General features: G+C 71.8%; 21 protein-coding genes. 9 read left to right on the top strand and 12 right to left on the bottom strand.

Features of this window, described 5'->3' with window-relative positions; genetic code table 11:
* Positions 1–228 precede the first annotated feature (228 nt).
* Entirely contained in the window at positions 229–900 is a 672-nt protein-coding gene (locus tag K3769_RS24545; protein ID WP_189773250.1) for a response regulator transcription factor, read from the bottom strand.
* Between the two features lie 59 nt (positions 901–959).
* On the bottom strand, positions 960–2,168 hold the full coding sequence (locus K3769_RS24540) for a sensor histidine kinase (protein ID WP_267028498.1): 1,209 nt from the start codon (positions 2,166–2,168) through the stop codon (positions 960–962).
* A 148-nt stretch (positions 2,169–2,316) separates the two neighbouring features.
* On the opposite strand from K3769_RS24540, the gene K3769_RS24535 reads away from it, so the two are divergent.
* Positions 2,317–3,384, top strand: a complete 1,068-nt coding sequence (locus tag K3769_RS24535) for an SAM-dependent methyltransferase (RefSeq protein WP_267028497.1) — start codon at positions 2,317–2,319, stop codon at positions 3,382–3,384.
* A 22-nt stretch (positions 3,385–3,406) separates the two neighbouring features.
* Here the strand turns inward: K3769_RS24535 and K3769_RS24530 are convergent, their stop codons facing one another.
* A complete protein-coding gene (locus K3769_RS24530) occupies positions 3,407–4,558 on the bottom strand; it encodes an NADH-quinone oxidoreductase subunit D (RefSeq protein WP_210881812.1) in 1,152 nt (383 codons plus the stop codon).
* A gap of 31 nt (positions 4,559–4,589) precedes the next feature.
* Between K3769_RS24530 and K3769_RS24525 the strand changes: the two genes are divergently transcribed.
* A complete protein-coding gene (locus K3769_RS24525; RefSeq protein WP_267028496.1) occupies positions 4,590–5,129 on the top strand; it encodes a PH domain-containing protein in 540 nt (179 codons plus the stop codon).
* 158 nt (positions 5,130–5,287) lie between these two features.
* Positions 5,288–6,598 carry a PH domain-containing protein gene (locus K3769_RS24520; RefSeq protein WP_267031524.1) on the top strand — a complete coding sequence of 437 codons (1,311 nt, stop codon included), beginning with the start codon at positions 5,288–5,290 and terminating at the stop codon, positions 6,596–6,598.
* Here K3769_RS24520 and K3769_RS24515 read toward each other — a convergent pair.
* Both K3769_RS24515 and K3769_RS24510 read right to left on the bottom strand, forming a co-directional pair.
* A complete protein-coding gene (locus K3769_RS24515) occupies positions 6,595–8,457 on the bottom strand; it encodes a hypothetical protein (RefSeq protein WP_267028495.1) in 1,863 nt (620 codons plus the stop codon). The two genes, K3769_RS24520 and K3769_RS24515, sit on opposite strands and share 4 nt — an antisense overlap.
* Positions 8,458–8,944: 487 nt before the next feature.
* Positions 8,945–10,069: an alpha/beta hydrolase gene (locus K3769_RS24510; protein WP_267028494.1), complete on the bottom strand. Its 1,125-nt coding sequence runs from the start codon at positions 10,067–10,069 to the stop codon at positions 8,945–8,947.
* Positions 10,070–10,271: 202 nt separating this feature from the next.
* Between K3769_RS24510 and K3769_RS24505 the strand changes: the two genes are divergently transcribed.
* From K3769_RS24505 to K3769_RS24480, 6 genes are all read left to right on the top strand, one after another.
* Entirely contained in the window at positions 10,272–12,185 is a 1,914-nt protein-coding gene (locus K3769_RS24505) for a phosphatidylglycerol lysyltransferase domain-containing protein (protein WP_308216397.1), read from the top strand.
* 124 nt (positions 12,186–12,309) lie between these two features.
* Positions 12,310–13,242, top strand: a complete 933-nt coding sequence (folP, locus tag K3769_RS24500) for a dihydropteroate synthase (protein ID WP_267028492.1) — start codon at positions 12,310–12,312, stop codon at positions 13,240–13,242.
* Positions 13,239–13,742 carry a nuclear transport factor 2 family protein gene (locus tag K3769_RS24495; protein ID WP_267028491.1) on the top strand — a complete coding sequence of 168 codons (504 nt, stop codon included), beginning with the start codon at positions 13,239–13,241 and terminating at the stop codon, positions 13,740–13,742. Before folP ends, K3769_RS24495 begins: the two co-directional genes overlap by 4 nt.
* A 189-nt stretch (positions 13,743–13,931) precedes the next feature.
* On the top strand, positions 13,932–14,291 hold the full coding sequence (gene folB, locus K3769_RS24490; RefSeq protein WP_267028490.1) for a dihydroneopterin aldolase: 360 nt from the start codon (positions 13,932–13,934) through the stop codon (positions 14,289–14,291).
* On the top strand, positions 14,288–14,896 hold the full coding sequence (gene folK / locus K3769_RS24485) for a 2-amino-4-hydroxy-6-hydroxymethyldihydropteridine diphosphokinase (RefSeq protein ID WP_267028489.1): 609 nt from the start codon (positions 14,288–14,290) through the stop codon (positions 14,894–14,896). The genes folB and folK overlap by 4 nt, the downstream gene beginning before the upstream one ends.
* Positions 14,897–14,944: 48 nt before the next feature.
* Entirely contained in the window at positions 14,945–15,430 is a 486-nt protein-coding gene (locus tag K3769_RS24480; protein WP_267028488.1) for a DUF3180 domain-containing protein, read from the top strand.
* Between the two features lie 3 nt (positions 15,431–15,433).
* On the opposite strand, the gene K3769_RS24475 is transcribed toward K3769_RS24480, so the two are convergent.
* The 7 genes from K3769_RS24475 to dacB form a co-directional block, all read right to left on the bottom strand.
* Complete coding sequence (locus tag K3769_RS24475) at positions 15,434–16,291, bottom strand: hypothetical protein (RefSeq protein ID WP_267028487.1); 858 nt, start codon at positions 16,289–16,291, stop codon at positions 15,434–15,436.
* 201 nt (positions 16,292–16,492) lie between these two features.
* Positions 16,493–17,098, bottom strand: coding sequence for a GTP cyclohydrolase I FolE (gene folE / locus K3769_RS24470; protein ID WP_267028486.1), 606 nt, complete (start codon positions 17,096–17,098; stop codon positions 16,493–16,495).
* Between the two features lie 147 nt (positions 17,099–17,245).
* Entirely contained in the window at positions 17,246–19,288 is a 2,043-nt protein-coding gene (ftsH, locus tag K3769_RS24465; protein WP_267031523.1) for an ATP-dependent zinc metalloprotease FtsH, read from the bottom strand.
* A 212-nt stretch (positions 19,289–19,500) separates the two neighbouring features.
* On the bottom strand, positions 19,501–20,061 hold the full coding sequence (hpt, locus tag K3769_RS24460; RefSeq protein WP_267031522.1) for a hypoxanthine phosphoribosyltransferase: 561 nt from the start codon (positions 20,059–20,061) through the stop codon (positions 19,501–19,503).
* 107 nt (positions 20,062–20,168) lie between these two features.
* The gene (gene tilS / locus K3769_RS24455; protein ID WP_267028485.1) at positions 20,169–21,209 is read right to left on the bottom strand and encodes a tRNA lysidine(34) synthetase TilS; all 1,041 of its coding nucleotides are present in this window, start codon (positions 21,207–21,209) and stop codon (positions 20,169–20,171) included.
* A 172-nt stretch (positions 21,210–21,381) separates the two neighbouring features.
* Positions 21,382–22,506, bottom strand: coding sequence for a zinc-dependent metalloprotease (locus tag K3769_RS24450; protein WP_267028484.1), 1,125 nt, complete (start codon positions 22,504–22,506; stop codon positions 21,382–21,384).
* A 376-nt stretch (positions 22,507–22,882) separates the two neighbouring features.
* Positions 22,883–24,565 carry a D-alanyl-D-alanine carboxypeptidase/D-alanyl-D-alanine endopeptidase gene (gene dacB, locus K3769_RS24445; RefSeq protein ID WP_267028483.1) on the bottom strand — a complete coding sequence of 561 codons (1,683 nt, stop codon included), beginning with the start codon at positions 24,563–24,565 and terminating at the stop codon, positions 22,883–22,885.
* Positions 24,566–24,567 lie beyond the last annotated feature (2 nt).

Genomic DNA, 24,567 nt, shown 5'->3' with positions numbered 1-24,567 from the left:
GGGTTACCGTGCGCAGTTCCCCGCGCCCCTGAGGGGCAGGGGCACGGGAAACTCATGCGCCATACCCGGCCCTCGGCGCCCCTGGGGGTGAGGGGCAGGGGGACGGGAACTCATGCGCCATCCCCCGCCCCCAACCACCTAGGGGCGCGGGGAACTGCGCACCCCCCACCCGGCCGTCAGCCGACAACGAACACCCGGCCACAGACCGCGCCGAGCCGGGCGACCCGCTCAGCCCTGTCCGCCCGCCCGTACAAGACCCGTCTCGTACGCCAGGACGACCACCTGGACCCGGTCCCGCAGCCCCAGCTTCGTGAGGATGCGGCCCACATGGGTCTTGACCGTCGCCTCGGAGAGGACCAGCCGCGCCGCGATCTCCCCGTTCGACAGACCCTGCGCGACCAGGATCATGACCTCCCGCTCCCGGCCGGTGAGCCGCTCCAGCTCCTTGTGCTGGGGATCCTTGCCGGCGCTCGGCAGCAGCGGCGCGAAGCGGTCCAGCAGACGCCGGGTCGTCGAGGGCGCGACCACCGCGTCACCGCTGTGCACGGAGCGGATCGCGGCGAGGAGCTCACCGGGCGGCACGTCCTTGAGCATGAAGCCGGAGGCACCCGCCTTGAGCCCCGAGAAGGCGTACTCGTCGAGGTCGAAGGTCGTCAGGATCAGCACCTTCGGCGGGTTCGGGTCCGAGCAGATCCGACGAGTCGTCTCCACCCCGTCCAGCTTGGGCATGCGGACGTCCATCAGGACCACGTCGACATCCCTCCCCCGCAGGGCCTGCAGCGCCTCCACGCCGTCCCCCGCCTCCGCCACGACCTCCATGTCCGGCTGGGCGTCCAGCACCATCCGGAACCCGGTGCGCAGCAGCGCCTGGTCGTCGACGAGCATCACGCGGATCGGCATAGGGAGGTCCTCCGGGGTCGGATCGAATACGTACACGTGCCTTCGCACACGTGCACGTGTCAGTGAGCGGGTTTGAGGGGAAGCAGGGCGCTGATGCGAAAGCCGCCACCGGGACGCGGCCCGGCGTCCAGGGTGCCGCCGACCATGCCGATGCGCTCGCGCATACCGATCAGTCCGTGGCCCTGGCCGTCCACCCCGCCCTCCTCGTACAGCTCGTGCGGGGCGCCCTTGCCGTCGTCCTCGACGAGCAGACCGAGGCCGTCGTCGAAGTAGACCAGGCGGACACTCGCTCCCGCGTTCGGCCCCCCGTGCTTACGGGTGTTGGTGAGCGCCTCCTGCACGATGCGGTACGCGGTCAGCTCGACACCGCTGGGCAGCGGGCGCGGAGTGCCCTCGATCTTGAAGTCGACGGGCAGTCCGGAGCCCCGGCACTGCTCGATCAGCTCGTCGAGCTGCTCCACATCGGGCTGCGGCACGTACTCGCCGGACTCCTGGTGCTCGCCGGTGCGCAGCACCCCGAGGAGGCGGCGCATCTCGGCGAGGGCCTGCCGCCCCGTCCCGGAGATGATCTCCAGGGCCTTCTTGGCCTGGTCGGGCGCGGAGTCCAGCACGTACGCGGCGCCGTCGGCCTGGACCACCATCACCGAGACGTTGTGCGCGACGACGTCGTGCAGCTCGCGGGCGATCCGAGCGCGCTCGGCGGCGACCGCGACCTTGGCCTGCGCCTCGCGTTCCTTCTCCAGCCGCGCGGCCCGCTCCTCCAGCTGCGCGAAGTAGGCGCGGCGGGTCCGCAGGGAGTCGCCGAGGACCCAGGCCAGGGCGAAGGGAACCGTCTGGAAGATCACTATCGCCACCTGCTCGACGGCGCTCTGATGCTCCTCCGGCCAGCGCAGCTGCGCGAGCGGGGCCGCGAGCAGACCCCCCGTGAGGGCGAGCCGGGACGCCCAGCGGGTGCCGTTCGAGGCAACGGTGTAGGTGATCACCAGGAGCGCGAAGTCGGCCGGTGCCAACGGCATGTCCAGCACCAGCTGCGCCACGGCCATGGAGACGGCGAGGATCAGCATCGGCTCGGGCAGCCGCCTGCGCAGCGCGATCACCAGGCAGAGCAGCAGGGTGATCGGAAGGGTGACGGCCAGCTGGCCGATCCCGGAGTCGGAATTCTCCTGAGGGGTCGTTCCGCTCGCGACCGAGATCCCGAGCAGGACGACGGCCCAGAAGCCGTCGACCCATGTCGGGTGCCTGCGGAGAAAATCATAGAGGCGCTGCACGTAACCCAGCGTAGGGAAGCGTGCTGTGTGCAGGGGTCAACCGGAGGGTCGATCCGTAACCGGTGCTTGTACTCCCCAAGGTGGAGGCCGCACCGAACTTGGCGCTTAGCCTGGCGCGGTCGCAGTGGGGAAAACAGGAGGGGGCGCAGTGGAGCGTGAGGCGGCGGGCGGGACGCGCGGATGGCGCGCGGCGACCGAGGAGGCGCTGTACGGGCCGCGCGGCTTCTATCGCAGGCCGGAGGGCCCGGCGGGCCATTTCCGCACCTCGGTGCACGCGTCACCGCTGTTCGCGGGGGCCGTGGCCCGGCTGCTGCGGCTCGTCGACGACGCCCTCGCCCACCCCGCCGAACTCGCCTTCGTCGACCTGGGCGCGGGCCGCGGCGAGCTGGTGACCGCCGTCCTGAAGGCGCTCCCCGCCGACGTGGCCACCCGCGCGCGCGGGTACGCGGTGGAACGCGCCGCCCGCCCCGCCGGACTCGACCACCGGATCGCGTGGCTCGCGGAACCTCCGGCGGGCGTCACGGGTCTGCTGTTCGCCAACGAGTGGCTCGACAACGTACCGGTGGACGCGGTCGAGGTGGACGCGCGCGGAGTGCCCCGCCTCGTCCTCGTGGACGCGGCCGGGGCGGAGTCCCTCGGGGAACCGGTGGATGGCGCGGACGCGCGCTGGCTGGAGAAGTGGTGGCCGCTCGGGGCCACGACCGACGACGCTCTCCCCGTCGAAGGTCTGCGGGCCGAGATCGGTCTCCCCAGGGACAACGCCTGGGCGTCCGCCGTGGCGGCCCTGGGCCGCGGTCTGGCGGTCGCCGTCGACTACGGGCACAGCGCGGGAGCACGACCGCCCTTCGGGACGCTGACGGGCTTCAGGGAGGGCCGGGAGACGGCACCCGTGCCGGACGGCTCGTGCGACATCACCGCGCATGTGGCGCTGGACGCCTGCGCACTGCCCGGCGGCCGGCTGCTGAGCCAGCGCGAGGCGCTGCGCGCGCTGGGCGTGAGCGGCGGACGGCCGCCCCTGTCCCTGGCCTCCACGGACCCCGCGGCCTACGTACGGGCCCTCGCGGGCGCGGGCGAGGCCGCCGAACTGACCGCCCGCGGCGGCCTGGGCGACTTCGCCTGGCTGACCCAGCCGATCGGCATCCCGAACCCGTTCCAGGACCACCGGCCGGACCAGCTCCGGAAACGCTCCCCGGAAACGAAACGACCCTCTACGTAGAGCCCCGCTCCCCTGACGGGCCCTACTTGTCGATGTCCCCCACCACGAAGAACAGCGACCCCAGGATCGCCACCATGTCCGCGACCAGCGTGCCCGGCAGCAGCTCGGTGAGTGCCTGGATGTTGTTGTACGAGGCCGACCGCAGCTTCAGCCGGTACGGAGTCTTCTCGCCCTTGCTGACGAGGTAGTAGCCGTTGATGCCCAGGGGGTTCTCGGTCCAGGCGTACGTATGGCCCTCGGGGGCCTTCAGGACCTTGGGGAGCCGCTGGTTGATGGGGCCGGGCGGCAGCTCCGCGAGCCGGTCCAGACAGGCGTCCGCGAGGTCGAGCGCGTTGTGGGTCTGCTCCAGGAGGCACTCGAAACGGGCCAGGCAGTCGCCCTCCTGGCGCGTGACGACCTTCAGGGTGTCCTGGAGTTCGCCGTACGCGAGGTACGGCTCGTCCCGGCGCAGGTCGAAGTCGACGCCGGAGGCGCGCGCGATCGGCCCGCTCACTCCGTAGGCGTGCACCGCCTCGGGGGAGAGCACTCCGACGCCGCGCGTACGCCCCCGGAAGATCTCGTTGCCGAGCACCAGGCCGTCGAACCGGTCCATGCGGGAGCGCACCCCGGAGACGGCCTCCCGCGCGCGTGTGGCCCAGCCGGCCGGCAGGTCCTCCTTGAGGCCCCCCACCCGGTTGAACATGTAGTGCATGCGCCCGCCGGAGACCTCCTCCATGACGTGCTGCAGCTCCTCGCGCTCGGTGAACGCGTAGAAGATCGGGGTGATGCCGCCCAGCTCCAGGGGGTACGACCCGAGGAACATCAGGTGGTTCAGGACCCGGTTCAGCTCCGCCAGGAGCGTGCGGGTCCACACCGCGCGCGGGGGCACCTCCATGCCGAGCATCCGCTCCACACCGAGGACCACGCCCAGCTCGTTCGAGAACGCGGAGAGCCAGTCGTGGCGGTTGGCCAGCATGATGATCTGCCGGTAGTCGCGTGCCTCGAAGAGCTTCTCCGCGCCGCGGTGCATGTAGCCGATCACCGGCTCCGCGTGCTGGATCCGCTCCCCGTCCAGGACGAGCTTCAGCCGGAGTACGCCGTGGGTGGACGGATGCTGGGGCCCGATGTTGAGCACCATGTCGGTGCTCTCCGCGGCGCCGCCGATCCCGACCATGGTCTCCGTCGTAGGAGTCATGCGGACAGTGTGTCGTACGTACGCTTGCTGCATGGAGACGGGGACCTCGGAGAACGCGGGGCAGACGACGGGCCGGCCGGCCGGGCGGGCAGCGGGGGTACCGGCGGACGAGCCGGTGTGGATCGCGCTGCCGCCGGGGCTGCTGAGGATGCGACGGCTGATGCTGGTGGTGTGGCTGGGGCTGCTGGCCCTCGCCACGGGCCTGCTGCTCGGTCTGTTCGCCGGGCCGGTCTGGGCGGCGTTCGCCCTGCTGCCCCTGGCCGCGCTGCTGTGGGGCTGGCCGATGGTGGGGCGCAACTGGCGTTCCTGGCGCTATGCCGAGCGCGCGGACGACCTGCTGATCAGCCGGGGCGTCCTGTGGCGCGAGGAGACCGTCGTGCCGTACGGGCGCATGCAGTTGGTCGAGGTGACCTCCGGTCCCGTGGAGCGGCACTTCGGCCTGGCGAGCGTGCAGCTGCACACGGCCGCCGCGGCGACGGACGCCCGTATCCCGGGGCTCGTACCGGCGGAGGCGGAACGACTGCGCGACCGGCTCACCGAGCTGGGCGAGGCCCGATCGGCGGGGCTGTGACGACCTCACCGGACGCCCCCAAGGATGTACAGGACGTACAGGACATACAGAAGACCGGGCCCGAAGCCGGGACCAAGCCCGAGGCCGGGGCCTCGACCGGCAGCCGGAGCGGAAGCGGTAGCGGTAGCGGGAGTGCGGCCCGTCCCGCTGCGGGATCCGTGCCGCGTGAGCGGCGGCTGCATCCCGTGACGCCGCTGCGCCGCGCCTGGGCGCCGGTCGCCGTGATCGCCGGCTGGGCCGTGCACGACCCCGACCAGGCACAGCGGCAGCTGATGCGGCTCACCACGACCGTCCTGCTGGCCGCCCTCGCCGCCGCCGTCCTGGGAGGCGCCCTCTACGGCTTCCTGAGCTGGTGGTTCACGCACTTCTCGGTGACCGACACCGAACTGCGCATCCGTACGGGCCTGGTGTTCCGGCGCACCGCGCACATCCGGCTCGAACGGATCCAGGCCGTCGACGTCACCCAGCCGCTGCTGGCCCGCGTGGCCGGTGTCGCCAAACTCAAACTCGACGTCGTCGGGACCGACAAGAAGGACGAGCTGGCCTACCTGGGCCAGGAGGAGGCCCGGATCCTGCGAGCCGAACTGCTCGCCCGTGCCGCCGGTTTCGCCCCCGAGACCGTCCACGAGGTGGGCGAGGCACCGGTGCGCCGACTGCTGCACGTGCCGGCCAAGGTCCTCGCCGTCTCGCTCGTCCTGACCGGGGCCACCTGGGGGACGCTGGCCGCCGCCCTCGTCGTACCGCCCCTGCTGTGGTTCGCCACCCACAGCGTGTGGTCGGTGCTGGCGACGGCGCTGCCACTGCTCGGCGCGGCGGGCGCGAGCAGCGTGGGCCGGTTCGTCGCCGAGTACGACTGGACCGTGGGCGAGTCGCCGGACGGACTGCGCATCGACCACGGACTGCTCGACCGCACGCACGAGACCGTGCCCCCTGGGCGCGTCCAGACCATCCACATCGTCGAGCCGCTCCTGTGGCGGCGGCGCGGCTGGGTCCGGATCGAGCTGGACGTGGCGGGCTCGTCCAACTCCGTACTCGTACCGGTCGCCCCGCGCGAGGTCGCCGAGTCGGTCATCGCGCGCGTGCTGCCCGGCGTGATCGTGCCGGGCGACCTCGCGCGCCCCCCGCGCCGGGCGGGCCGGTGCCTGCCGTTCTGGTGGCGGGGCTACGGGATCGCCGTCACCGAGGCCGTCTTCGTGGCCCGGCACGGGCTGCTTCGCCGCAGCATCTCGCTCGTACCGCACGCGAAGGTGCAGAGCGTGCGCCTGGAGCAGGGGCCCTGGCAGCGCCTTCAGGGGCTCGCCGACGTCCGGGTGGACACCGGGGCCAACAAGACCGTGACGGCCCGGCTGCGGGACGCCACGGAGGCGGCGGAGCTGCTGTACGCGCAGGCGGACCGTGCGCTGACCGGCCGGCGCGAGGCCGGGCCGGACCGCTGGATGGCCCGCCCCGACCTGCGCGGCCCCCTCTAGGAGACCGCGCTCCGCAGTTCCGTCAGGTCGATCTGTTCCGTCTCGTCGTGCGCGGTCAGGTCGATGACCTGGCCGACACCGCGCGACGCCTCGCTCACGGGCTTGAAGCCGGACTCGGACTCGGCCTTGTGGAGCGCGAGCGCCTCCTGCCCGACCACATCGGCCAGGTCCTCGTTCTGCACGGCCTCCAGCGCTTCCGCGCCCTTCTGCGTACCGAAGAAGTCGAAGCCGCCCTCGACGGCGGGGCGCCGCACGGGCGTGGCCGGTGCGACCGCCACCGCCGTGGGCACGGTGAAGTGTCCGGCGGGGCGCGCGGGCCGCGCGGCGGGCGTCGGCGCGGTCGCACCCGCCGGGGCGGGACCCGCGAGGGCGCTGCCCGGTGACGGCTCCGGCGCCTGCGCGGTGTCCGGCGCGGGCCGGGACGCCGCGCGGGTCGCGGTGGACTGCAGGGACGTCACGCCGACGGGCCCGGACCGTACGCGGGGCCGGGCACCCTGGGCGGGCTGCGCGGTCCCGACGGGCTGCGCGTGGGTCCGTACGGTCTCGGTCTCGGTCTCGGTCTCGGACTTGTTCCGGGTGTCGGTCCCGGCGGCCTGCGTGGGACTCGGGGCGGTCGCGGCGGCCGTGCGCTCATGCCCGCCGACCGCCTCGGGCTTCCCCAGCGACTCACCCTCCTGCCAGGTGTCGCCCGTCACCGGCGCGCCCGTCATGGCGCCGCCCGCCGTGGAAGCGGCGGCGGCCTTCGGGGAACCGCCCGGCCTGGGGGCACCCTTGCCGGGGCCGCCGGGCGACGGCGAACCCTTGCGGGTACCGCCCTTCACGGAAGCGGAAGTCCGCTTGGCCGGGCCGCCCTTGGGGGGCGTGGTCGGCGCGGGACCACCGGTACCGGGGTCTTCCGGAGCCGGGTCGTCGGGGGTCGCGCCGTCCGCCGCCGCGTCGGCCCGCGCCGAACCGGATTCGGCGGCGGGGTCGGAGTCGGAGTCCGATGCGGATTCGGCGTCGGAGGCGGCGTCAGCGTCGACGTCGGAAGCGAGGTCAGTCCCGGCTGCCGCTCCGGCTGCCGCTTTCGCTCCAGCCCCGGCTCCGGCTCCGGCTCCGGCTCCGGCTCCGGCTTCAGCTTCAGCTTCGGCGGCTATGGAGCCGTCCGTAGGCGCGTCGCCCCGCACCGGGCCCGCCGCCTCCGGGACGGCCTCGACGGCGGCCTCTGCCGCGGTGTCGTCCCCGACGGCGTTCCCGGTGGCGTCCGCGCCCCCGGCCTTGACCGCGGCCCCGTCGTCGCCCGCGGTGGACGCGTCAGCCGTCTCCTCGGCCGCGACGCCGTTGCGGGCCCCCAGGAGCCGGTCCAGCGCCGAGTTGGCCTTCACGTAGAGCACCGACGCCGCGGAGGACGCCGCCAGGGCCGCCTGGACCGTCGCCGTCGTCGCCTCGGGCACCGCCTCCTCGGCAAGCGTGCCGGCGGATCCCTCGGGAGCCGTCTCCTCGGCCGCCGGAGTCTCGACAGCGGCCTCCGGGTCCGGCGCGGCCTCTATCTCAAGGAGCCGGCGGCCCTCCAGCGCGGTGGCCCGCTCGGTCTCCGCCGTGGCGTACCGCCGCAGCAGCGCGGCGTGTTCATTGCGCAGCCCGGCCAGCTCGGCACGCTTGGCGCGCAGCCGTTGCTCCAGCTTCGTACGGAGTTCGCGCGACTCGTCGAGGTCGCTCTCCAGTTCGGCGACCCGTTCCTCGTGGCGCCACTCGTCGCTCGCGCGCCCGCGTGCGAGATCGGCGACGCGCCTGCCCGCCGAGGCGTCCCAGCGGCGCATGACGACCGCGCCCACGACGGCCGTCAGCGCGGCGCCCGCGGCCAGCCCTCGGAGCACCATCGGTTCGGAGAACAGCCATGGCCCCACGGCGCAGACGACGGATACGCCTGCGATCGCCGAGGGGGGCAACAGCCGGTGCAAAGGTGGGGAATGGCGGTGACGTCCTCGTGGCATGGCCAGAAACTTACCGCGCGTAGGCGAATGATGGTGCCCCGCGAGGCAAAAACGCAGCCACACCGAAACCTTCTCACCGCCCCTTCGACGGACAATCCCCGCACCGGCCCCTCGCCGAACACGAGTTGGGCCCGCCACCAGCAGCCGCAAGGGTCCCGCGGCGCCCGTCCGCCGTCCGCCTATTCGGCGCGGACTCCCCCGTGGCCGCCGCGCCACTTCTCGATCAAGCTCCTCGCATTCGTTACCGGGCCGAGATCGAAGGCCTTGCCACCGCACTTCCCGAGATCGGCGGAAATCCCAGGGCCGGTGAATTCGGCGGACCGCGCCGCGTATTCGCGTACGACCGCCGCCGGAAGCCCTGACCGACCGCCGCTCACCGATCGCTCAGCCGCCCGCTGAGCCACTGCAGGGTCGCCGGGATCTCGCGTCGCCAGGTGTTGAAGTTGTGGCCGCCGCTGTCGAGGATGATCGACGAGATCCGGGTCGGCTTCCTCGCCTCGACCAGGTCGATGAACCGCAGCGTCTCCCGGTAGTTGCTCTCGCCCTGCCGGCTGCTGCTGACCAGCAGCGAGGTGTCGGGCGCGGGCCGGTGCTCGAGGTACCAGACCAGGTCGGCGCGGTCGCGCAACCCCTGGTCCCCGTGGAAGAGATCGCCCGTCGTGGGGTCGGACGGCGGCCGGTAGTACGGGGACAGGCCCGCCCCGGCGGCGTACGTCCCCGGGTGGTGGATCGCGAGCTTCAGCGCGCAGTAGCCGCCCGTCGAGTCGCCGACGACACCCCAGCTGCCGGGTCTCGGGCCCACCCTGTAGTGATGTGACACGGCGTCGGGCAGGTCCTGGGCGAAGAACGTCTCGGTCCGCGGCCCGCCGGGGACGTCCACGCACTCGGTGTCGCGCGGTGGCGCCACGGTCGGCCGCATCATGACCAGGATCATCGGCTGCATACGGCCGTCCTTGGCCAGCGCGTGGGCGGTCTGCGGAAAGTGCAGGCCCTTGATGAGCGCCTCCGCGGTGCCCGGGTAGCCGGTGAGCACGACAGCGGCCGGGAACGTACGGGTGCGGTACCGCGGCTGGAAGTACTCCGGCGGCAGATAGACGTACGCGGGACTGGCGATGTGCGTCCGCCTGCCCACCAGTTCGACCTTCTGGAGCTGGCCGCCGATCTGTGGCCGCGCCCCGCCGGACACGTTGACCTGCCGGGTGCCGACCACCTGGAGCGGACCCGCCGCGTCCCCGGGGTCGTGGTCTACCACGACGCCCTGTCCGGACTCCCGGCCGAGGAGGTCGGCCCAGCTCGCGTAGAAGCCGAAGGCCTGGTTGGCGCCGACGCCGACCGATACGAGGACCGCGGCCTGAGTGGCCGTCAGCAGGACGATCCGCCCCGCCACGGCCCGCGGGTCGCGGCGCGCGAGCAGCGGCCAGCACCACACCGTGCCGACGAACAGCAGCACCGCGACGAGGACCACCAGTGCCAGCACCTTGTTGCTCGTGAGTCCCATGAGCTGTTCCTGCCTGCGCTTTCCGACGGAGGGCCGCACCGCCGCCTCCAAGGTGCCTTGCCCCGGTCTTTCCTTTCCCTTTGGAGCGGTTTTCCGCAGGGGAGTGAACCCGGCTCCTCAAGACACCGTCCTAGAGGGCGCAATGTCGCCGGATGCCGGATTGGCACCGGATTCAAGGTCTCTCGCAGAACCACGGGATGCGATGTCTGTCAGGATAGATGGGGAAAAGTCGGGTGAGGTTCCGCAACGAACGGACCGGCCGCGGGGCGCACTCGGCCGTCCGGACGGCGCACCGCGCGCTGCGCGCCGTCTCCCGCCCGGCCCGCGCCGCATACTCCGCGGTCCGCGCCGCATCCTGCACGGCCCGCGTCCCGAGGCCGTCCCCGCCTGGATCGCCCGAGCCTGCACGCTCGTCGGCGTCATGGACATCGCCGCGGGTGTCTTCCCGCGCTTCCGCCACAGCCGGATGCACACGCTCGCGGAGGTGCTGCCGGGTGAGCTCGGCCCGTTCGCCGCCGCCCTCTCGCTCAGTACGGGTCTCCTGCTGCTGCTCCTGGCCCATGGGCTGCGCCGGCGCAAGCGCCGGGCGTGGCGGGCCGCGGTGGGGCTGCTCCCGGCGGGCGCCCTCGCCCAGTTCACGTACCGTCACTCGCTCGTCGGCGTGATCATCTCGCTGGCGCTGCTGGCCCCGCTGCTGCGTCACCGGGACGAGTTCACCGCGCTGCCCGATCCGCGCAGCCGCTGGCGGGCGCTCGCCAACTTCGTCCTCATGGGCGCCGGTTCGCTCGTCCTCGGCCTGGTGATCGTCAGCGTCCACCCGCACCACATGGTCGGCGACCCGAGCCTCGCGGACCGTATCGAACACGTCTTGTACGGCCTGTTCGGCCTGGTGGGGCCCCTCGACTACACGGGCCCCACGTCCTCGACGGTGACCTTCTCACTCGGCGCGCTCGGCCTGCTGACCGCCGTGACCACCATCTACCTGGCCTTCCGCCCCGAACACCCGGCCGCACGCCTCTCCGAGGACGACGAGACGCGCCTGCGGGCCCTGCTGGACAAGCACGGCGGACGCGACTCGCTCGGCCACTTCGCGCTCCGCCGCGACAAGGCGGTCGTCTTCTCCCCCAGCGGCAAGGCGGCCGTGACCTACCGCGTCGTCTCCGGGGTGATGCTCGCCGGCGGCGACCCGATCGGCGACGTCGAGGCCTGGCCCGGCGCGATCGAACGGTTCATGGACGAGGCCACGGCCCACTCCTGGACGCCCGCCGTCATGGGCTGCTCCGAGACGGGCGGCGAGGTCTGGACCCGCGAGACCGGCCTCGACGCCCTCGAACTGGGCGACGAGGCGGTGGTGGAGGTCGCGGATTTCTCCCTGGCCGGGCGCGCGATGCGCAACGTGCGCCAGATGGTGAAGCGCATCGAGCGGGCCGGCTACGAGACCCGGGTACGGCGCATCCGTGACCTGGACGAGGGCGAGCTGGACCGCATCCGCGCAGCCGCCGAGGACTGGCGCGGCACGGACACCGAGCGCGGCTTCTCCATGGCGCTCGGCCGCATCGGCGACCCGGCGGACGGCGACTGCCTCATCGCGACGGCCCACAAGGCGGACGGCGATCCCGGCCCGTCCGGCGACCTGAAGGCCGTCCTCCACTTCGTCCCCTGGGGCGCGGACGGGGTCTCCCTCGACCTCATGCGCCGGGACCGCTCGGCGGACCCCGGCATGAACGAACTGCTCATCGTGGCCGCCCTCCAGGCCGCGCCGCGCCTGGGCATCACCCGGTTCTCGCTCAACTTCGCGATGTTCCGCGCGGCCCTGGCCCGCGGCGAGAAGATCGGCGCGGGCCCGGTCCTGCGGATCTGGCGGGGTCTGCTGGTGTTCCTGTCCCGCTGGTTCCAGATCGAGTCGCTCTACAAGTTCAACGCGAAGTTCCGCCCCTGCTGGGAGCCCCGCTTCGTCGTCTACCGCACCTCCCGCGACCTCCCCCGTATCGGTCTGGCCGCCCTGCAGGCCGAGGGTTTCGTGAGCCTCGCCCTGCCGCGCGTCCTGCGCCGCCGCCCCAAGGCCCCCCGTCCGTGCGCCCACGCCCCGGCGGAACGCGACGTACGGGCGGCCTGAGCGTCCCCGCTCCGACCGGGCCCCGGCCGTCTCGCGACGCACACCCCCTGCCGCGCGGCGGCCGGTACGGGCGGGCCTGCGGGCGCGAGGGGCGCCCTGCCCCCTTGGGCCTAGGCTGGACGGTATGAGCAAGATGAGCGGGCGAGGGCAAGTGTCAGGGCTCCCGGCGTGGGACCGCTGCGCGGTCATGGGCGTCGTGAACGTGACCCCCGACTCCTTCTCGGACGGCGGCCGTTTCTTCGACACGACCGCCGCCGTGAAGCACGGCCTCGACCTGGTCGCGGAGGGTGCGGACCTGGTCGACGTCGGCGGCGAGTCCACCCGCCCCGGCGCCGCCCGCGTCGACGAGGCGGAGGAGCTCAAACGCGTCATACCGGTCGTCCGCGGCCTCGCCTCCGAGGGCGTCACGGTCTCCGTGGACACCATGCGCGCCTGCGTGGCCGAGCGCTCGCTCGCGGCGGGCGCCCTCCTCGTCAACGACGTGAGCGGCGGCCTCGCCGACCCGGCGATGATCCCGGCCGTCGCCGCCGCGGGCGCCCCCTTCGTGGTGATGCACTGGCGCGGCTTCCTCCAGGGCAGCACCGTCCGGGGGTCGTACGAGGACGTCGTCTCCGAAGTGGTCGACGAGCTCCACGCACGCGTGGAGGCCGTTCTGGCGGGCGGCATCGCCCCGGACCGCGTCGTCGTCGACCCGGGCCTCGGCTTCTCCAAGGAGGCCGAGCACGACCTCGTCCTCCTCGCCCACCTCGACCGTCTCCGGGAGATCGGCCACCCCCTGCTGGTGGCGGCGTCCCGCAAGCGGTTCCTAGGCCGCGTACTGGCGGGCCCGGAAGGCGCCCCGCCGCCCGCCCGGGAGCGGGACGCGGCCACCGCCGCGGTCTCCGCGCTCGCCGCCCACCAGGGCGCGTGGGCGGTCCGCGTCCACGAGGTACGGGCCACCGCCGACGCCGTCAGGGTCGCCCGGGCCGTGGAGGGCGCCCGCACCGCGGAAGAAGGCCGGGCCACCGCGGGAGCCGCGAGTGGCGAGGCAGCCACGAGTGGTGAGGGAGCCCGGTGAGCGCCCCGCACACGGACGTCGAGCAGGTCGAGCTCGCCAACACGGCCTTCTACGAGACGCTGGAACAGGGCGACTTCGAGGAACTGTCCTCGCTCTGGCTGACGCCGTCCGACCTGGGCCAGGACGAGGAGTACCACGACCCCGCGCAGGCCGGTGAGATCTCCTGCGTGCATCCCGGCTGGCCGGTCCTCAACGGTCGCGGGGAGGTCCTGCGGTCGTACGCGCTGATCATGGCGAACACCGAGTACATCCAGTTCTTCCTGACCGATGTGCATGTCTCGGTCACCGGTGACACCGCGCTGGTGACCTGCACGGAGAACATCCTCAGCGGCGGCCCCCCGCCCGAGGACAGCGACGAACTCGGGCCGCTCGTGGGGCAGCTCGTCGTCGCCACCAACGTGTTCCGGCGCACCTCGGACGGCTGGAAGCTCTGGTCGCACCACGCCTCCCCCGTCCTCGCCGAGACCGACGAGGACGAGCCGGACGACCCGATGCCCTGAGGCCCGCCGAGACCCCGCCGCGGGCCGGGCGGGCGATCACCGTCGTAGTACGTTGGTGATCGCGGCGCCGGCCCCCGGTCCGGCCGAGCGGCCGTGTCAGTGCCCGCGGGTAGATTCGTTCCAGGCCGGCGCACCGTCCGCACCCGGTGGCACCGGCCCTCACCGACGACGATTGCAGGAGTGATTCGCGTGGATCGTGTCGCGCTGCGCGGCCTCAGGGCCCGTGGTCACCACGGCGTCTTCCCCAAGGAACGCGAAGAGGGCCAGACCTTCATCGTGGACCTGGTCCTGGGCCTGGACATCCGGCCCGCCGCGGCCGACGACGACCTCACGAAGACCGTGCACTACGGCATCGTGGCGGAGGAGGTCGTGGCCGTCGTCCAGGGCGACGCGGTGAACCTCATCGAGACCCTCGCCGAGCGGATCGCCACGACCTGTCTGCGGCACGAAGGGGTCCAGGAGGTCGAGGTGTGCGTCCACAAACCGGACGCCCCGATCACGGTCCCCTTCGACGACGTCACCGTCACCATCGTCCGGAGCCGTGCATGACAGCGTTCGCCGAGGGCCGGAGCGACCCGACCGTACAGCCGGTGCCCGCCTCCGTGGTCGAGCAGGTGGACGCCGCCGACTCGACCCTGCACAACCCGAAGCGGGCCGTGATCTCCCTCGGCTCGAACCTCGGCAACCGCCTGGAGACCCTGCAGGGCGCCGTCGACGCCTTGGAGGACACCCCCGGCGTCCGCGTCAGGGCGGTCTCCCCGGTGTACGAGACCGAGCCGTGGGGCGTGCGAGCGGACAGCCAGCCGTCGTACTTCAACGCGGTGGTCGTCCTGAGGACGACCCTCCCCCCGACCTCGCTGCTGGAGCGGGCCCACGCGGTGGAGGAGGCCTTCCACCGGGTACGGGACGAGCGGTGGGGCCCCCGCACGATCGACGTCGACATCGTGGCGTACGCGGACGTGGTCTCCGACGACCCGACGCTGACCCTCCCCCACCCGCGCGCCCACGAACGGGCCTTCGTGCTGGCCCCCTGGCACGACGTGGAGCCCGAGGCCGAACTGCCCGGCCGGGGCGCCGTGGCACAGCTGCTCGCCGCGGTCACCCGTGACGGAGTCGCGCCCCGGGCCGACCTGGAACTTCAGCTGCCCGAGTAGTCGTTAAGGTCACAACGCGTCAGGACACACCATCGTGAGAGGGACTGAGTGAAAGAGCTGCGCATCAGGACGCTGGCCGCGGTGTTCCTCGTGGCCGGGGTGCTGTCCTGGGCAGGTGCCCGCCTGTGGAACTCGGTGGGCACGCTGCCCCGGGTCCCGCTGGCGGCCCCCATCGTCCTGGCGCTGATCGCCGTGGTCCTGCTGGCCACGGCGATCTCCCTGCGGGCCCGGCTGAAGGCCCAGCGCGAGCGCGTGGCCGGCGCCAAGGGGGTCGACCCCCTGATGGCCGCCCGCGCGGTCGTCTTCGGCCAGGCCAGCGCGCTGGTCGCGGCCCTGGTGGCCGGGATGTACGGCGGCACGGGCGCGTTCCTGCTGGAGTCGCTGGACATCCCCGCCCGCCGCGACCAGGCCATCTACGCCGGCTTCTCGGTCCTGGCAGGCCTGGCCGTCATAGCGGCCGCCTTCTTCCTGGAGCGAGTCTGCAAACTCCCGGAAGACGACGACACAAACGGCACGACGGCCTCGGCGGCCTAGCGTTCACCAGGGCTGCCTGGTCAAGTGCCCGTTGACCAGGAAGGTGGGGTGCGGGTCGAGCCGGAACGCGTAGAGCGTGTACGGCTTGCTGCCGGCAGTCCGGTGGCGCACTTCTCGGACCTGGGCCCATGAGGACTCCCTGAGCTGAACGGGATGCCGCTCGGGCTTGAACCAGCCTCGTGACGGCCAGCTGTCCATCACGACGAGGTGAGACGCCAAGCCATTGGTACGAGGAGTGAAGCTCGCTCCGACAACCTCCGACAACTCGCTCAGGAACGGCACGTTCGAACTGACCAGGACTCGTCCGGCCCACCTCTTGCTGCGGAACCCGTCGCCGTCGGTGTAGCCGTCCAGAAATCCCTCGAAACTCTGCCTGTCCGACAGCACGACGCGCGGGAAACCCTGGCGCATATGGTGTGCGTCCCCGCCAACGTACTGGCGCATCAAGTCCGCCAGGAAGGAGGAAACGACTCGAACGCGGAACCCCGGCACGTCACGCCGCAGATACCCCGAAGGACGAGTGACGGACTCGATACGGGCATCCAAGCCCGTCACGACGGTCAGGCATCGGGCATACCGCTCGGCGAATGATCTGTCGTTGACCACTAACGACACATAGTTATTGCCGACCGTCCCGTCCGAGCACGTAGCCCCGATCAGATAACCGAGGTCGTAACCGGGCTGCACTGCCAGCCGTGTGCGGCAGAGCTTCCTCGCGGTGGTCCAGGCAAGAACGGTGTCCACGGCGTCCCTTGCATGAACCCAGCCGTCGGGCGTGCCCAGCATCTGGTCCGCCGCGACGGTGAATGTCACCTGGTCGGTGACCACCTCCACGACTTCGCGCACCTGCACGGTCGTCACCTCCGTGACCGTCGTGCACACCGTGCGTTCCGCGTCCAGCGCCCACAGACAGGACCCCACTCGGACGTCACGCGCGCGCACGCCCGCCGACCGCGTTGACCGTCTGCCTGCTCGGCAATCCGTACCCCATCGCGATCCTCCCTGACCAGGGCCAACTCCACCGATCTGGGACCGTATCGGGCACCACTGACAACGATCGGGTCAGCGCGCCAATATCAGGCTCATCGCCTCTGCTCGGGTCGTAGCGTCCCGGAGCTGTCCACGCACCGCCGATGTCGTGGTCTTGGCTCCCGGCTTGCGAATGCCTCGCACAGACATGCACATGTGCTCGGCCTCGATGACGACGATCGCACCGCGTGCTTCGAGGATCCGGACCAGAGAGTCCGCGATTTGCGTGGTGAGCCGCTCCTGCACCTGCGGACGCCGGGCGAACACCTCGACCAGCCGGGCAAGCTTCGACAGGCCGGTGATCTTGCCTGTAGTCGCCGGGATGTACCCGACGTGCGCCACACCATGGAACGGCAGCAAGTGATGTTCGCACAGACTTACGATTTCGATGTCCTTCACCAGGACCATCTCGTCGTGGCCCATGTCGAACGTTGTCGTGAGAACGTCCTCGGGCTCCTGCCACAGCCCCGCCAGAAGCTCTCGATAAGCCCGGGCCACTCGCCCCGGCGTCTCTCGCAGCCCCTCGCGGTCCGGATCCTCGCCGACCGCGATCAGCAGTTCTCGCACGGCGCTTTCGGCCCGCTTCTCGTCGAATACGCCGATCGTGCCCTCGCCGTCCAGCGCCACGGGGTCGGTCATCTCGTGCCTCGTTCCTGAGCCTTCGACGCATACGGAGAACACGTCTCATGTACGGGCATACGAAGATGCCGCGCCCCCCAGGCTAGAACCTGGGGGGCGCGGCATGCATTCCGGGCCTGGTGAGAACACCTGGGGCCCGGGGGCTGTCTAGCTTTCGGTGCGGTCCTCGGGGGCCGTCTCGGTCACCGGGTGGGTCTCGGCGGACGTGTTGGCCTTCGAGGTGGTGATGGCGGGAGCCGAGCCGTTCGTCCCGTTCGTCAGTGACAGCTCCCTGGGGGAGAGCACCGGCGGGCGGGTGGACGGGGTGCGGCGGGAGGAGCCGGTCCACGCGGGACGGGCCGGACGCTTGACGAGGGGAGTGAAGATCTCGGCGATCTGCTCCTTGCTCAGCGTCTCCTTCTCCAGCAGCTGGAGCACCAGCGCGTCGAGCACGTCGCGGTTCTCGACCAGGATCTCCCAGGCCTCGTTGTGCGCGTTCTCGATGAGCTTCTTGACCTCTTCGTCGACGAGCGCGGCGACCTCTTCCGAGTAGTCGCGCGGGTGCGACATCTCCCGGCCCAGGAAGGGCTCGGTGTTGTCGCCGCCGAACTTGATGGCGCCGAGGCGCTCGGTCATGCCGTACTGCGTGACCATCGCGCGGGCCGTTGCCGTGGCCTTCTCGATGTCGTTCGCGGCGCCCGTGGTCGGGTCGTGGAAGACGAGCTCCTCGGCCGCGCGCCCGCCCAGCATGTACGCCAGCTGGTCGAGCATCTCGTTGCGGGTCGTGGAGTACTTGTCCTCGTCCGGCAGGACCATCGTGTAGCCCAGAGCACGGCCTCGGGAGAGGATCGTGATCTTGTGCACCGGGTCGGAGTTCGGTGAGGCCGCCGCGACCAGGGCGTGTCCGCCCTCGTGGTACGCGGTGATCTTCTTCTCCTTGTCCGACATGATCCGGGTCCGCTTCTGCGGGCCCGCGACCACACGGTCGATCGCCTCGTCGAGCATGTGGTTGTCGATCAGCTTCTGGTTGCTGCGCGCGGTGAGCAGCGCGGCTTCGTTCAGCACGTTCGACAGGTCCGCACCCGTGAAGCCCGGCGTACGACGCGCGACGGCCGACAGGTCGACGTCCGGCGCGACCGGCTTGCCCTTCTGGTGGACCTTGAGGATCTCCAGACGGCCCAGCATGTCCGGGCGGTCGACCGCGATCTGGCGGTCGAAACGGCCGGGACGCAGCAGGGCCGGGTCGAGGATGTCCGGGCGGTTCGTCGCGGCGATGAGGATCACGCCGCCCTTGACGTCGAAGCCGTCCATCTCGACGAGCAGCTGGTTCAGCGTCTGCTCGCGCTCGTCGTGGCCGCCGCCGAGGCCGGCGCCGCGATGGCGGCCGACCGCGTCGATCTCGTCCACGAAGACGATCGCCGGGGCGTTCGCCTTGGCCTGCTCGAACAGGTCACGCACACGCGAGGCACCGACGCCGACGAACATCTCGACGAAGTCGGAACCGGAGATCGAGTAGAAGGGGACGCCCGCCTCGCCCGCGACGGCACGCGCGAGCAGCGTCTTGCCCGTACCGGGAGGCCCGTACAGGAGGACGCCCTTGGGGATCTTGGCGCCGACGGCCTGGAACTTCGCCGGCTCCTGGAGGAACTCCTTGATCTCGTGGAGTTCCTCGACCGCCTCGTCCGAGCCCGCCACGTCGGCGAACGTCGTCTTCGGGGTGTCCTTGGTGATGAGCTTCGCCTTGGACTTCCCGAACTGCATGACCCGGGAGCCGCCACCCTGCATCTGATTCATCAGGAACAGGAAGACGACGACGATGAGGACGAAGGGAAGCAGGGACAGCAGGATGCCGACGAAAGCGTTCTGCTTGGTCGGCGAGACCGTGTAGCCGTCCGGGATCTGCTTGTTCTGGAACTTGTCCTGGAGGGTCGTGGCCAGGTTCACACCCTGGTCGCCGATGTAGCTCGCCTGGATCTTCGAGCTGCCCTCGATCTTTTCGCCGTCCTTGAGCTCGGCCTTGATGACCTGCTCGTCGCCGGTTGTGATCTTGGCTTGTTTGACCTTGTTGTCACTGATCGCCTGGACGACCTGGCCGGTGTCCACCGTCTTGTAGCCGCCGGACGAGCCGACGACCTGCATCAACACGACCACGGCAAGGACGGCCAGCACGATCCACATGACCGGCCCACGGAAGTATCGCTTCACGTCCATCCATACGGAGCGGTGCCGCCCCGTCCCTCCTGCCATAGTGAGTTTGATAAGACTGTTATTCGGACGGTACCCCAGCATTGCCACCGGAAGCTGCTCGGTCCGGCTGACAAGCCCCGTCTACGTATGCTCCAACGGCGCGAAACCCTCTGGGGTTCCCGGCCGTCCTACAGGGACTGGACCCTTGTCAGGGGGAGTCACCCGTCCAGGGTGCCTCAGCCGCCGTAGACATGGGGCGCGAGCGTACCGACGAACGGGAGGTTCCGGTACTTCTCCGCGTAGTCGAGGCCGTATCCGATGACGAATTCGTTCGGGATGTCGAAGCCGACCCACTCCACGTCGATCGCGACCTTCGCGGCCTCGGGCTTGCGCAGCAGCGTGCACACCTTGAGGGACGCGGGCTCGCGGGAGCCGAGGTTGGAGATCAGCCAGGACAGCGTCAGACCGGAGTCGATGATGTCCTCGACGATCAGGACGTCCCTGCCCTTGATGTCGGTGTCGAGGTCCTTGAGGATCCGCACCACGCCGGAGGACTGGGTGCCCGCCCCGTACGAGGAGACGGCCATCCAGTCCATGGTGACGGGGGTGGACAGGGCCCGGGCCAGGTCCGCCATGACCATCACGGCGCCCTTGAGGACACCGACGATGAGCAGGTCCTTGCCCGCGTACTCCGCGTCGATCTTCGCGGCCAGCTCGGCCAGCTTCGCGTCGATCTCTTCCTTGGTGATGAGCACCGACTTGAGGTCGGTGCCCAGGTCTTTCGCGTCCACCCGCATCACTTTCGGTCGTCCCACCGGCTGCCTCCCGGTCCCCCGGCGAAGAGGGTCCGCTCCCCGAAGGGGTTGCCCTCCGGGAAAGTCGCCGCCCGAGGGGCGACTCTTTTTCAGCCTTGCCGAATCACCAGTCTGCCACCCTGCCGCTGGGCGACGACCTTGCCCGGGAGGTTGATGGCTCCCTGGCCGCGCCAGCCGGTGATCAGCCGGTCGATCTCCTCGATGTGCCGGGCGAACAGCGAACCGGCGGGCGCCCCGGCCCCGATGGCGGCCCGGCGCAGGATGCGGCGGCGCACGGCGGGCGGCAGGGCGTACAGCTTGGCGCACTCCAGGAGACCCGCCGCGTCGCGTACGGAGTCCTCGGCGCGGCCGGCCCAGGCGTCCAGCGCGTCGGCGTCGTCGCGGGACAGTTGGGCCGTACGGGCCAGTGCTTCGACGACGCCTTTGCCGAGCGCCTTCTCCAGGGCGGGCAGCCCCTCGTGGCGCAGCCTGGAGCGGGTGTACGCCGGGTCCGCGTTGTGCGGGTCGTCCCAGACGGGCAGCGACTGGACCATGCAGGCCTTGCGGGCGGTCTGCCGGTCCAGGTGCAGGAAGGGACGGCGGTAGCGGCGGTCGGCGCCGGGCCCGCCGGACACGGCGGCCATGCCGGACAGGGAGCGCGTCCCGGAGCCGCGGGCGAGGCCCAGCAGGACGGTTTCGGCCTGGTCGTCGCGGGTGTGCCCGAGGAGGACCGCGGTGGCTCCGTGCCGCTCGGCGGTGGCGTCCAGAGCGGCGTACCGCGCGTCGCGGGCGGCGGCTTCGGGTCCGCCCTCCCGGCCGACGGTGACCGCGACGGACTCGGCGGGGGTCAGTCCGAGCTCGGTGAGCCGCAGGACGACCTCGTCCGCGCGCAGGTCGGACCCGGACTGCAGTCCGTGGTCCACGGTGACGCCGCCGGCGCGGACGCCGAGCTTGGGCGCCTCGAAGGCGAGGGCGGAGGCGAGGGCCATGGAGTCGGCGCCGCCGGAGCACGCGACCAGTACGAGCGGCGCGCGCGAGGGCGCGTCGGGGGCCTGGCCGGGGGCGCGTCCGGGGGCGTGATCGGTGAGGACGTCGTGGAGTACGCGGCGGACCGCCAGGCGTATCGCCGCGACCGCAGGATGGGGACCCATGTCCGGTTCCCTTCATGAAATTGTCGGGGGGTGAGCCCGGGTTCGGTCACTCAGAGTGTGTCGATGGTGACAGGGCCGGGCCGTTCCCCGAGCATTGCACGCCTACCCATGCCCCACGGTCCCTCGGACGGGTGATTGGAGGGGCGTTCACCTGCCGTCGGCCGAATTCAGTTCACGACTCTGCCTTACGGTGCACCCGCGCGACCCAGTCCGCCGGTTTGGCGATCTCCGACTTGGTGGGAAGTGTGTTCGGCGAGGTCCACACGCGGTTGAAGCCGTCCATGCCGACCTCTCCCACGACCGCGCGGACGAAGCGCTCGCCGTCCCGGTACTGGCGCAGCTTCGCGTCGAGGCCCAGCAGCTTGCGCAGGGCGAGGTCCAGGCGGGAGGCGCCGCGGGCGCGCCGCTGCTGGAACTTCTCGCGGATCTCGGCGACGGACGGGACGACCGCCGGGCCCACGCCGTCCATCACGAAGTCGGCGTGGCCCTCCAGGAGCGACATGACTGCGGTGAGCCTGCCGAGGATCTCGCGCTGGGCGGGAGTCTGCACGATCTCGACGAGGGAGCGGCCCTCGTCGCCCTCCTCGCTCTCGGGCCGGCCGCCGGCGAGGGACTGGGCGGCTTCGCGGACGCGTTCCAGGACGGTCATGGGGTCGACCTCGGTCTCCCCCAAGAAAGACTGGATTTCGCCCTCGAGGTGGTCGCGCAGCCAGGGCACGGCCGTGAACTGCGTGCGGTGGGTCTCCTCGTGGAGGCAGACCCAGAGCCTGAAGTCGTGGGGCTGGACGTCGAGTTCGCGCTCCACGTGGACGATGTTCGGCGCCACGAGGAGGAGCCTGCCGCCGCCGTTCTGCCCGGCGGGCAGTTCCCGGGTGGCCGGGGCGAACGTCTCGTACTGGCCCAGGACCCTGGAGGACAGGAAGGACAGCAGCATGCCCAGCTCGACGCCGGTGACCTTGCCGCCGACGGCGCCGAGGACGGCTCCGCCCGGGGAGCTGCCGCGACGTTCCTGCATCTTGTCGAGCAGCGGTTTGAGGACCTCCCGGAAGCCGGCGACGTTCGCCCGGACCCAGCCGGGGCGGTCGACGACGAGTACGGGGGTGTCGTCGAGGTCGTCGCCGCCCATCCTCGTGAAGCCGCGGACGTGTTCCTCCGACGCCTTCGCATGCCGGCGCAGCTCGGCGACGACGGCCCTGGCCTCGTCGCGGCTGACCTCTGGGCCCGGCCGTACGAGTCGGGTCGCGGTCGCCACCGCGAGATTCCAGTCGACCATCTCGGCACCACGGATGCTCGTCATGCTGCCAACCGTACGTGAGCGCTGGCGCTTGGGGCAGGGGTGGGCCGGTGGGGTGCGTTCGCGGGGGCGACGTCCGGGGGCGCCCTCCGCGCCCCTTACGGGCGCACGCCCCCTCGCCCGTTGCCGCCGGGTGCGTCGTCGACCTCGCCCCGCCGGGGTACCGCCCTGACCATCACCTGCGGGTCCGCCGACGCTGAGCGCGCAGTTCCCCGCGCCCCTTACGGGCGCACGCCCCCTCGCCCGTTGCCGCCGGGTGCATCGTCGACCTCGCCCCGCCGGGGTACCGCCCTGACCATCACCTGCGGGTCCGCCGGCGCTGAGCGCGCAGTTCCCCGCGCCCCTACGGCGCGCCCCTGGAGGGGCGTCGGGCTGCTGGTCAGTCGCAGCCGCAGGTTGCCAGTTTTGAGGCCAGGTCGTCCAGGGTTTGTTGGGCCGTCGCCGGGTTCGCGGGCGGGTCGGACTCGGTGAGGAAGGCGAACGCCAGGAGGCGGCCGTCGGTGTCGACGACCGTGCCCGCCAGGGTGTGCACGCCCGTCAGCGTGCCGGTCTTGGCCCGGACGAGGCCGGTGCCGGGCCGTCCCGCGTACCGCTTGCTGAGCGTGCCCGTGAAGCCCGCCACGGGCAGGCCCGTGAGGACCGGGCGCAGTTCGGGGCGGTCCGGGTCGGCCGCCTTCGCCAGCAGCGCCGTGAGCAGGTCCGCGGTGAGCTTGTCCGCGCGGTCCAGCCCGCTGCCGTCCGCGAACTTCGCCCCCTTGAGCGGCAGCCCGAGCTTCTTCAACTGCTCGCGGGTGGCCGCGCCACCGCCCTTGAAGCTCGCCGGTTCGCCCGCCGCGAGGGCGGTCTGGCGCGCGAGGGCCTCGGCGATGTCGTTGTCGCTGCTGGTCAGCATGCGTTCGACGAGCGCAGACAGCGGCGGCGACTTGACGGTGGCGAGGGTCTTGGCGCGGGCCGACGCCTTCGAGGTGCCGGGGACCGTGGTCTTGATGCCGCGCTCGTGGAGGAGGTCGGCGAACTTCCGGGCCGCGTCGCCCGCCGGATCCGCACTGCGGTCGGCGGGCCCGCTGGAGGAGTCGTCCAGGCGGCCCTCGTCGGCCATCAGGGCGGTGACCCGGGCCAGGTTGGTGTTGTCCGCGCCGATGGGGTGCACGGCGGTGCCCGCGTACAGCGAGGTGTCGTACGAGAGCGTCACCTCGGCGACCTCAGCACCCTTGTCGCCCTTGCCGTCCTTCTCGCCCTTGGCGTCCTTCTCGCCCTTGGCGGTCCCGCGCGACTTGAGCGCGCGGGCCGTGTCGTCGGCGAGGGCGCGCAGGCTCGCGTTGCCCGCCGCGTCCTTGCGGGCGGTCAGCGTGGGGTCGCCGCCGCCGACGAGGACGACCTCCTCGGTGCCGGGTTCCAGGACCGCCCGGGTCGCGATGCGGTGGTCCGGGCCGGCCGCGGTGAGCGCCGCCACGGCCGTGGCGATCTTCGTGGTGGAGGCCGGGGTGCGCGCGGCGTCCGCGCCCTTCCCGTACAGGCGCTTGCCCGTGGCGACGTCGACGACGGCGCCCGCCCGGCCGCCGCCGAGCGCGGGATCGTCGAGCAGCGGCCCCAGAACGCCGCTCAGGGCCTTCTCCGAGGGCGACGGCGCGGACCCCACGGCGCCGCCGACGCCCGCGAGCACCGACACCGCGCTCGGCGCGGGCGCCGGCTCCTTGCCGGACGCACCGGACACCGCGCCGTGATCTGCGCCACCCGCGCGCTCCCGCGATGCGGCCCAGTCGCGCTCCGCCGTACGCTGACCGGTGGAGTCCCAGGGTCCGGCCGCGGTGACCACGGTGGCCGCCACGACGAGTCCGAGGGCGGCGGCGCCTGTCGTGAACTGCACGGTCGACGGCCGCTTGACCAGCGGTTTCACGGCTTCGGTCGCCCGGACGAGCGGTGGTTTCACAGCTTCCGCCGCCCGTACGAGCGGGGGCTTGACCGCTTCCGCCGCCCGGACGAGACGCGGTCGCACGGCTCGCGCGACCCGCGCCACATGCGGTCTCGCGGCCCGCCAGGACCTCAGCTCCGGCACGACCACCA

The sequence above is a fragment of the Streptomyces ortus genome (genome assembly GCF_026341275.1).
Taxonomy (GTDB): Bacteria; Actinomycetota; Actinomycetes; order Streptomycetales; family Streptomycetaceae; genus Streptomyces; species Streptomyces ortus.
This window is presented reverse-complemented; position numbering and strand designations above follow the sequence as displayed.

What these genes read in the sequence shown, in the direction of transcription:
- K3769_RS24545 (WP_189773250.1), bottom strand. Translation starts at nt 900, where the DNA reads ATGCCGATCCGCGTGATGCTCGTCGACGACCAGGCGCTGCTGCGCACC.
- folP (WP_267028492.1), top strand. Translation starts at nt 12,310, where the DNA reads ATGAGCAAGATGAGCGGGCGAGGGCAAGTGTCAGGGCTCCCGGCGTGG.
- hpt (WP_267031522.1), bottom strand. Translation starts at nt 20,061, where the DNA reads ATGCGGGTGGACGCGAAAGACCTGGGCACCGACCTCAAGTCGGTGCTC.
- folK (WP_267028489.1), top strand. Translation starts at nt 14,288, where the DNA reads ATGACAGCGTTCGCCGAGGGCCGGAGCGACCCGACCGTACAGCCGGTG.
- K3769_RS24530 (WP_210881812.1), bottom strand. Translation starts at nt 4,558, where the DNA reads ATGACTCCTACGACGGAGACCATGGTCGGGATCGGCGGCGCCGCGGAG.
- tilS (WP_267028485.1), bottom strand. Translation starts at nt 21,209, where the DNA reads ATGGGTCCCCATCCTGCGGTCGCGGCGATACGCCTGGCGGTCCGCCGC.
- K3769_RS24510 (WP_267028494.1), bottom strand. Translation starts at nt 10,069, where the DNA reads ATGGGACTCACGAGCAACAAGGTGCTGGCACTGGTGGTCCTCGTCGCG.
- K3769_RS24450 (WP_267028484.1), bottom strand. Translation starts at nt 22,506, where the DNA reads ATGACGAGCATCCGTGGTGCCGAGATGGTCGACTGGAATCTCGCGGTG.
- folE (WP_267028486.1), bottom strand. Translation starts at nt 17,098, where the DNA reads ATGACCGACCCCGTGGCGCTGGACGGCGAGGGCACGATCGGCGTATTC.
- K3769_RS24505 (WP_308216397.1), top strand. Translation starts at nt 10,272, where the DNA reads ATGTCTGTCAGGATAGATGGGGAAAAGTCGGGTGAGGTTCCGCAACGA.
- K3769_RS24525 (WP_267028496.1), top strand. Translation starts at nt 4,590, where the DNA reads ATGGAGACGGGGACCTCGGAGAACGCGGGGCAGACGACGGGCCGGCCG.
- K3769_RS24515 (WP_267028495.1), bottom strand. Translation starts at nt 8,457, where the DNA reads ATGGTGCTCCGAGGGCTGGCCGCGGGCGCCGCGCTGACGGCCGTCGTG.
- ftsH (WP_267031523.1), bottom strand. Translation starts at nt 19,288, where the DNA reads ATGGACGTGAAGCGATACTTCCGTGGGCCGGTCATGTGGATCGTGCTG.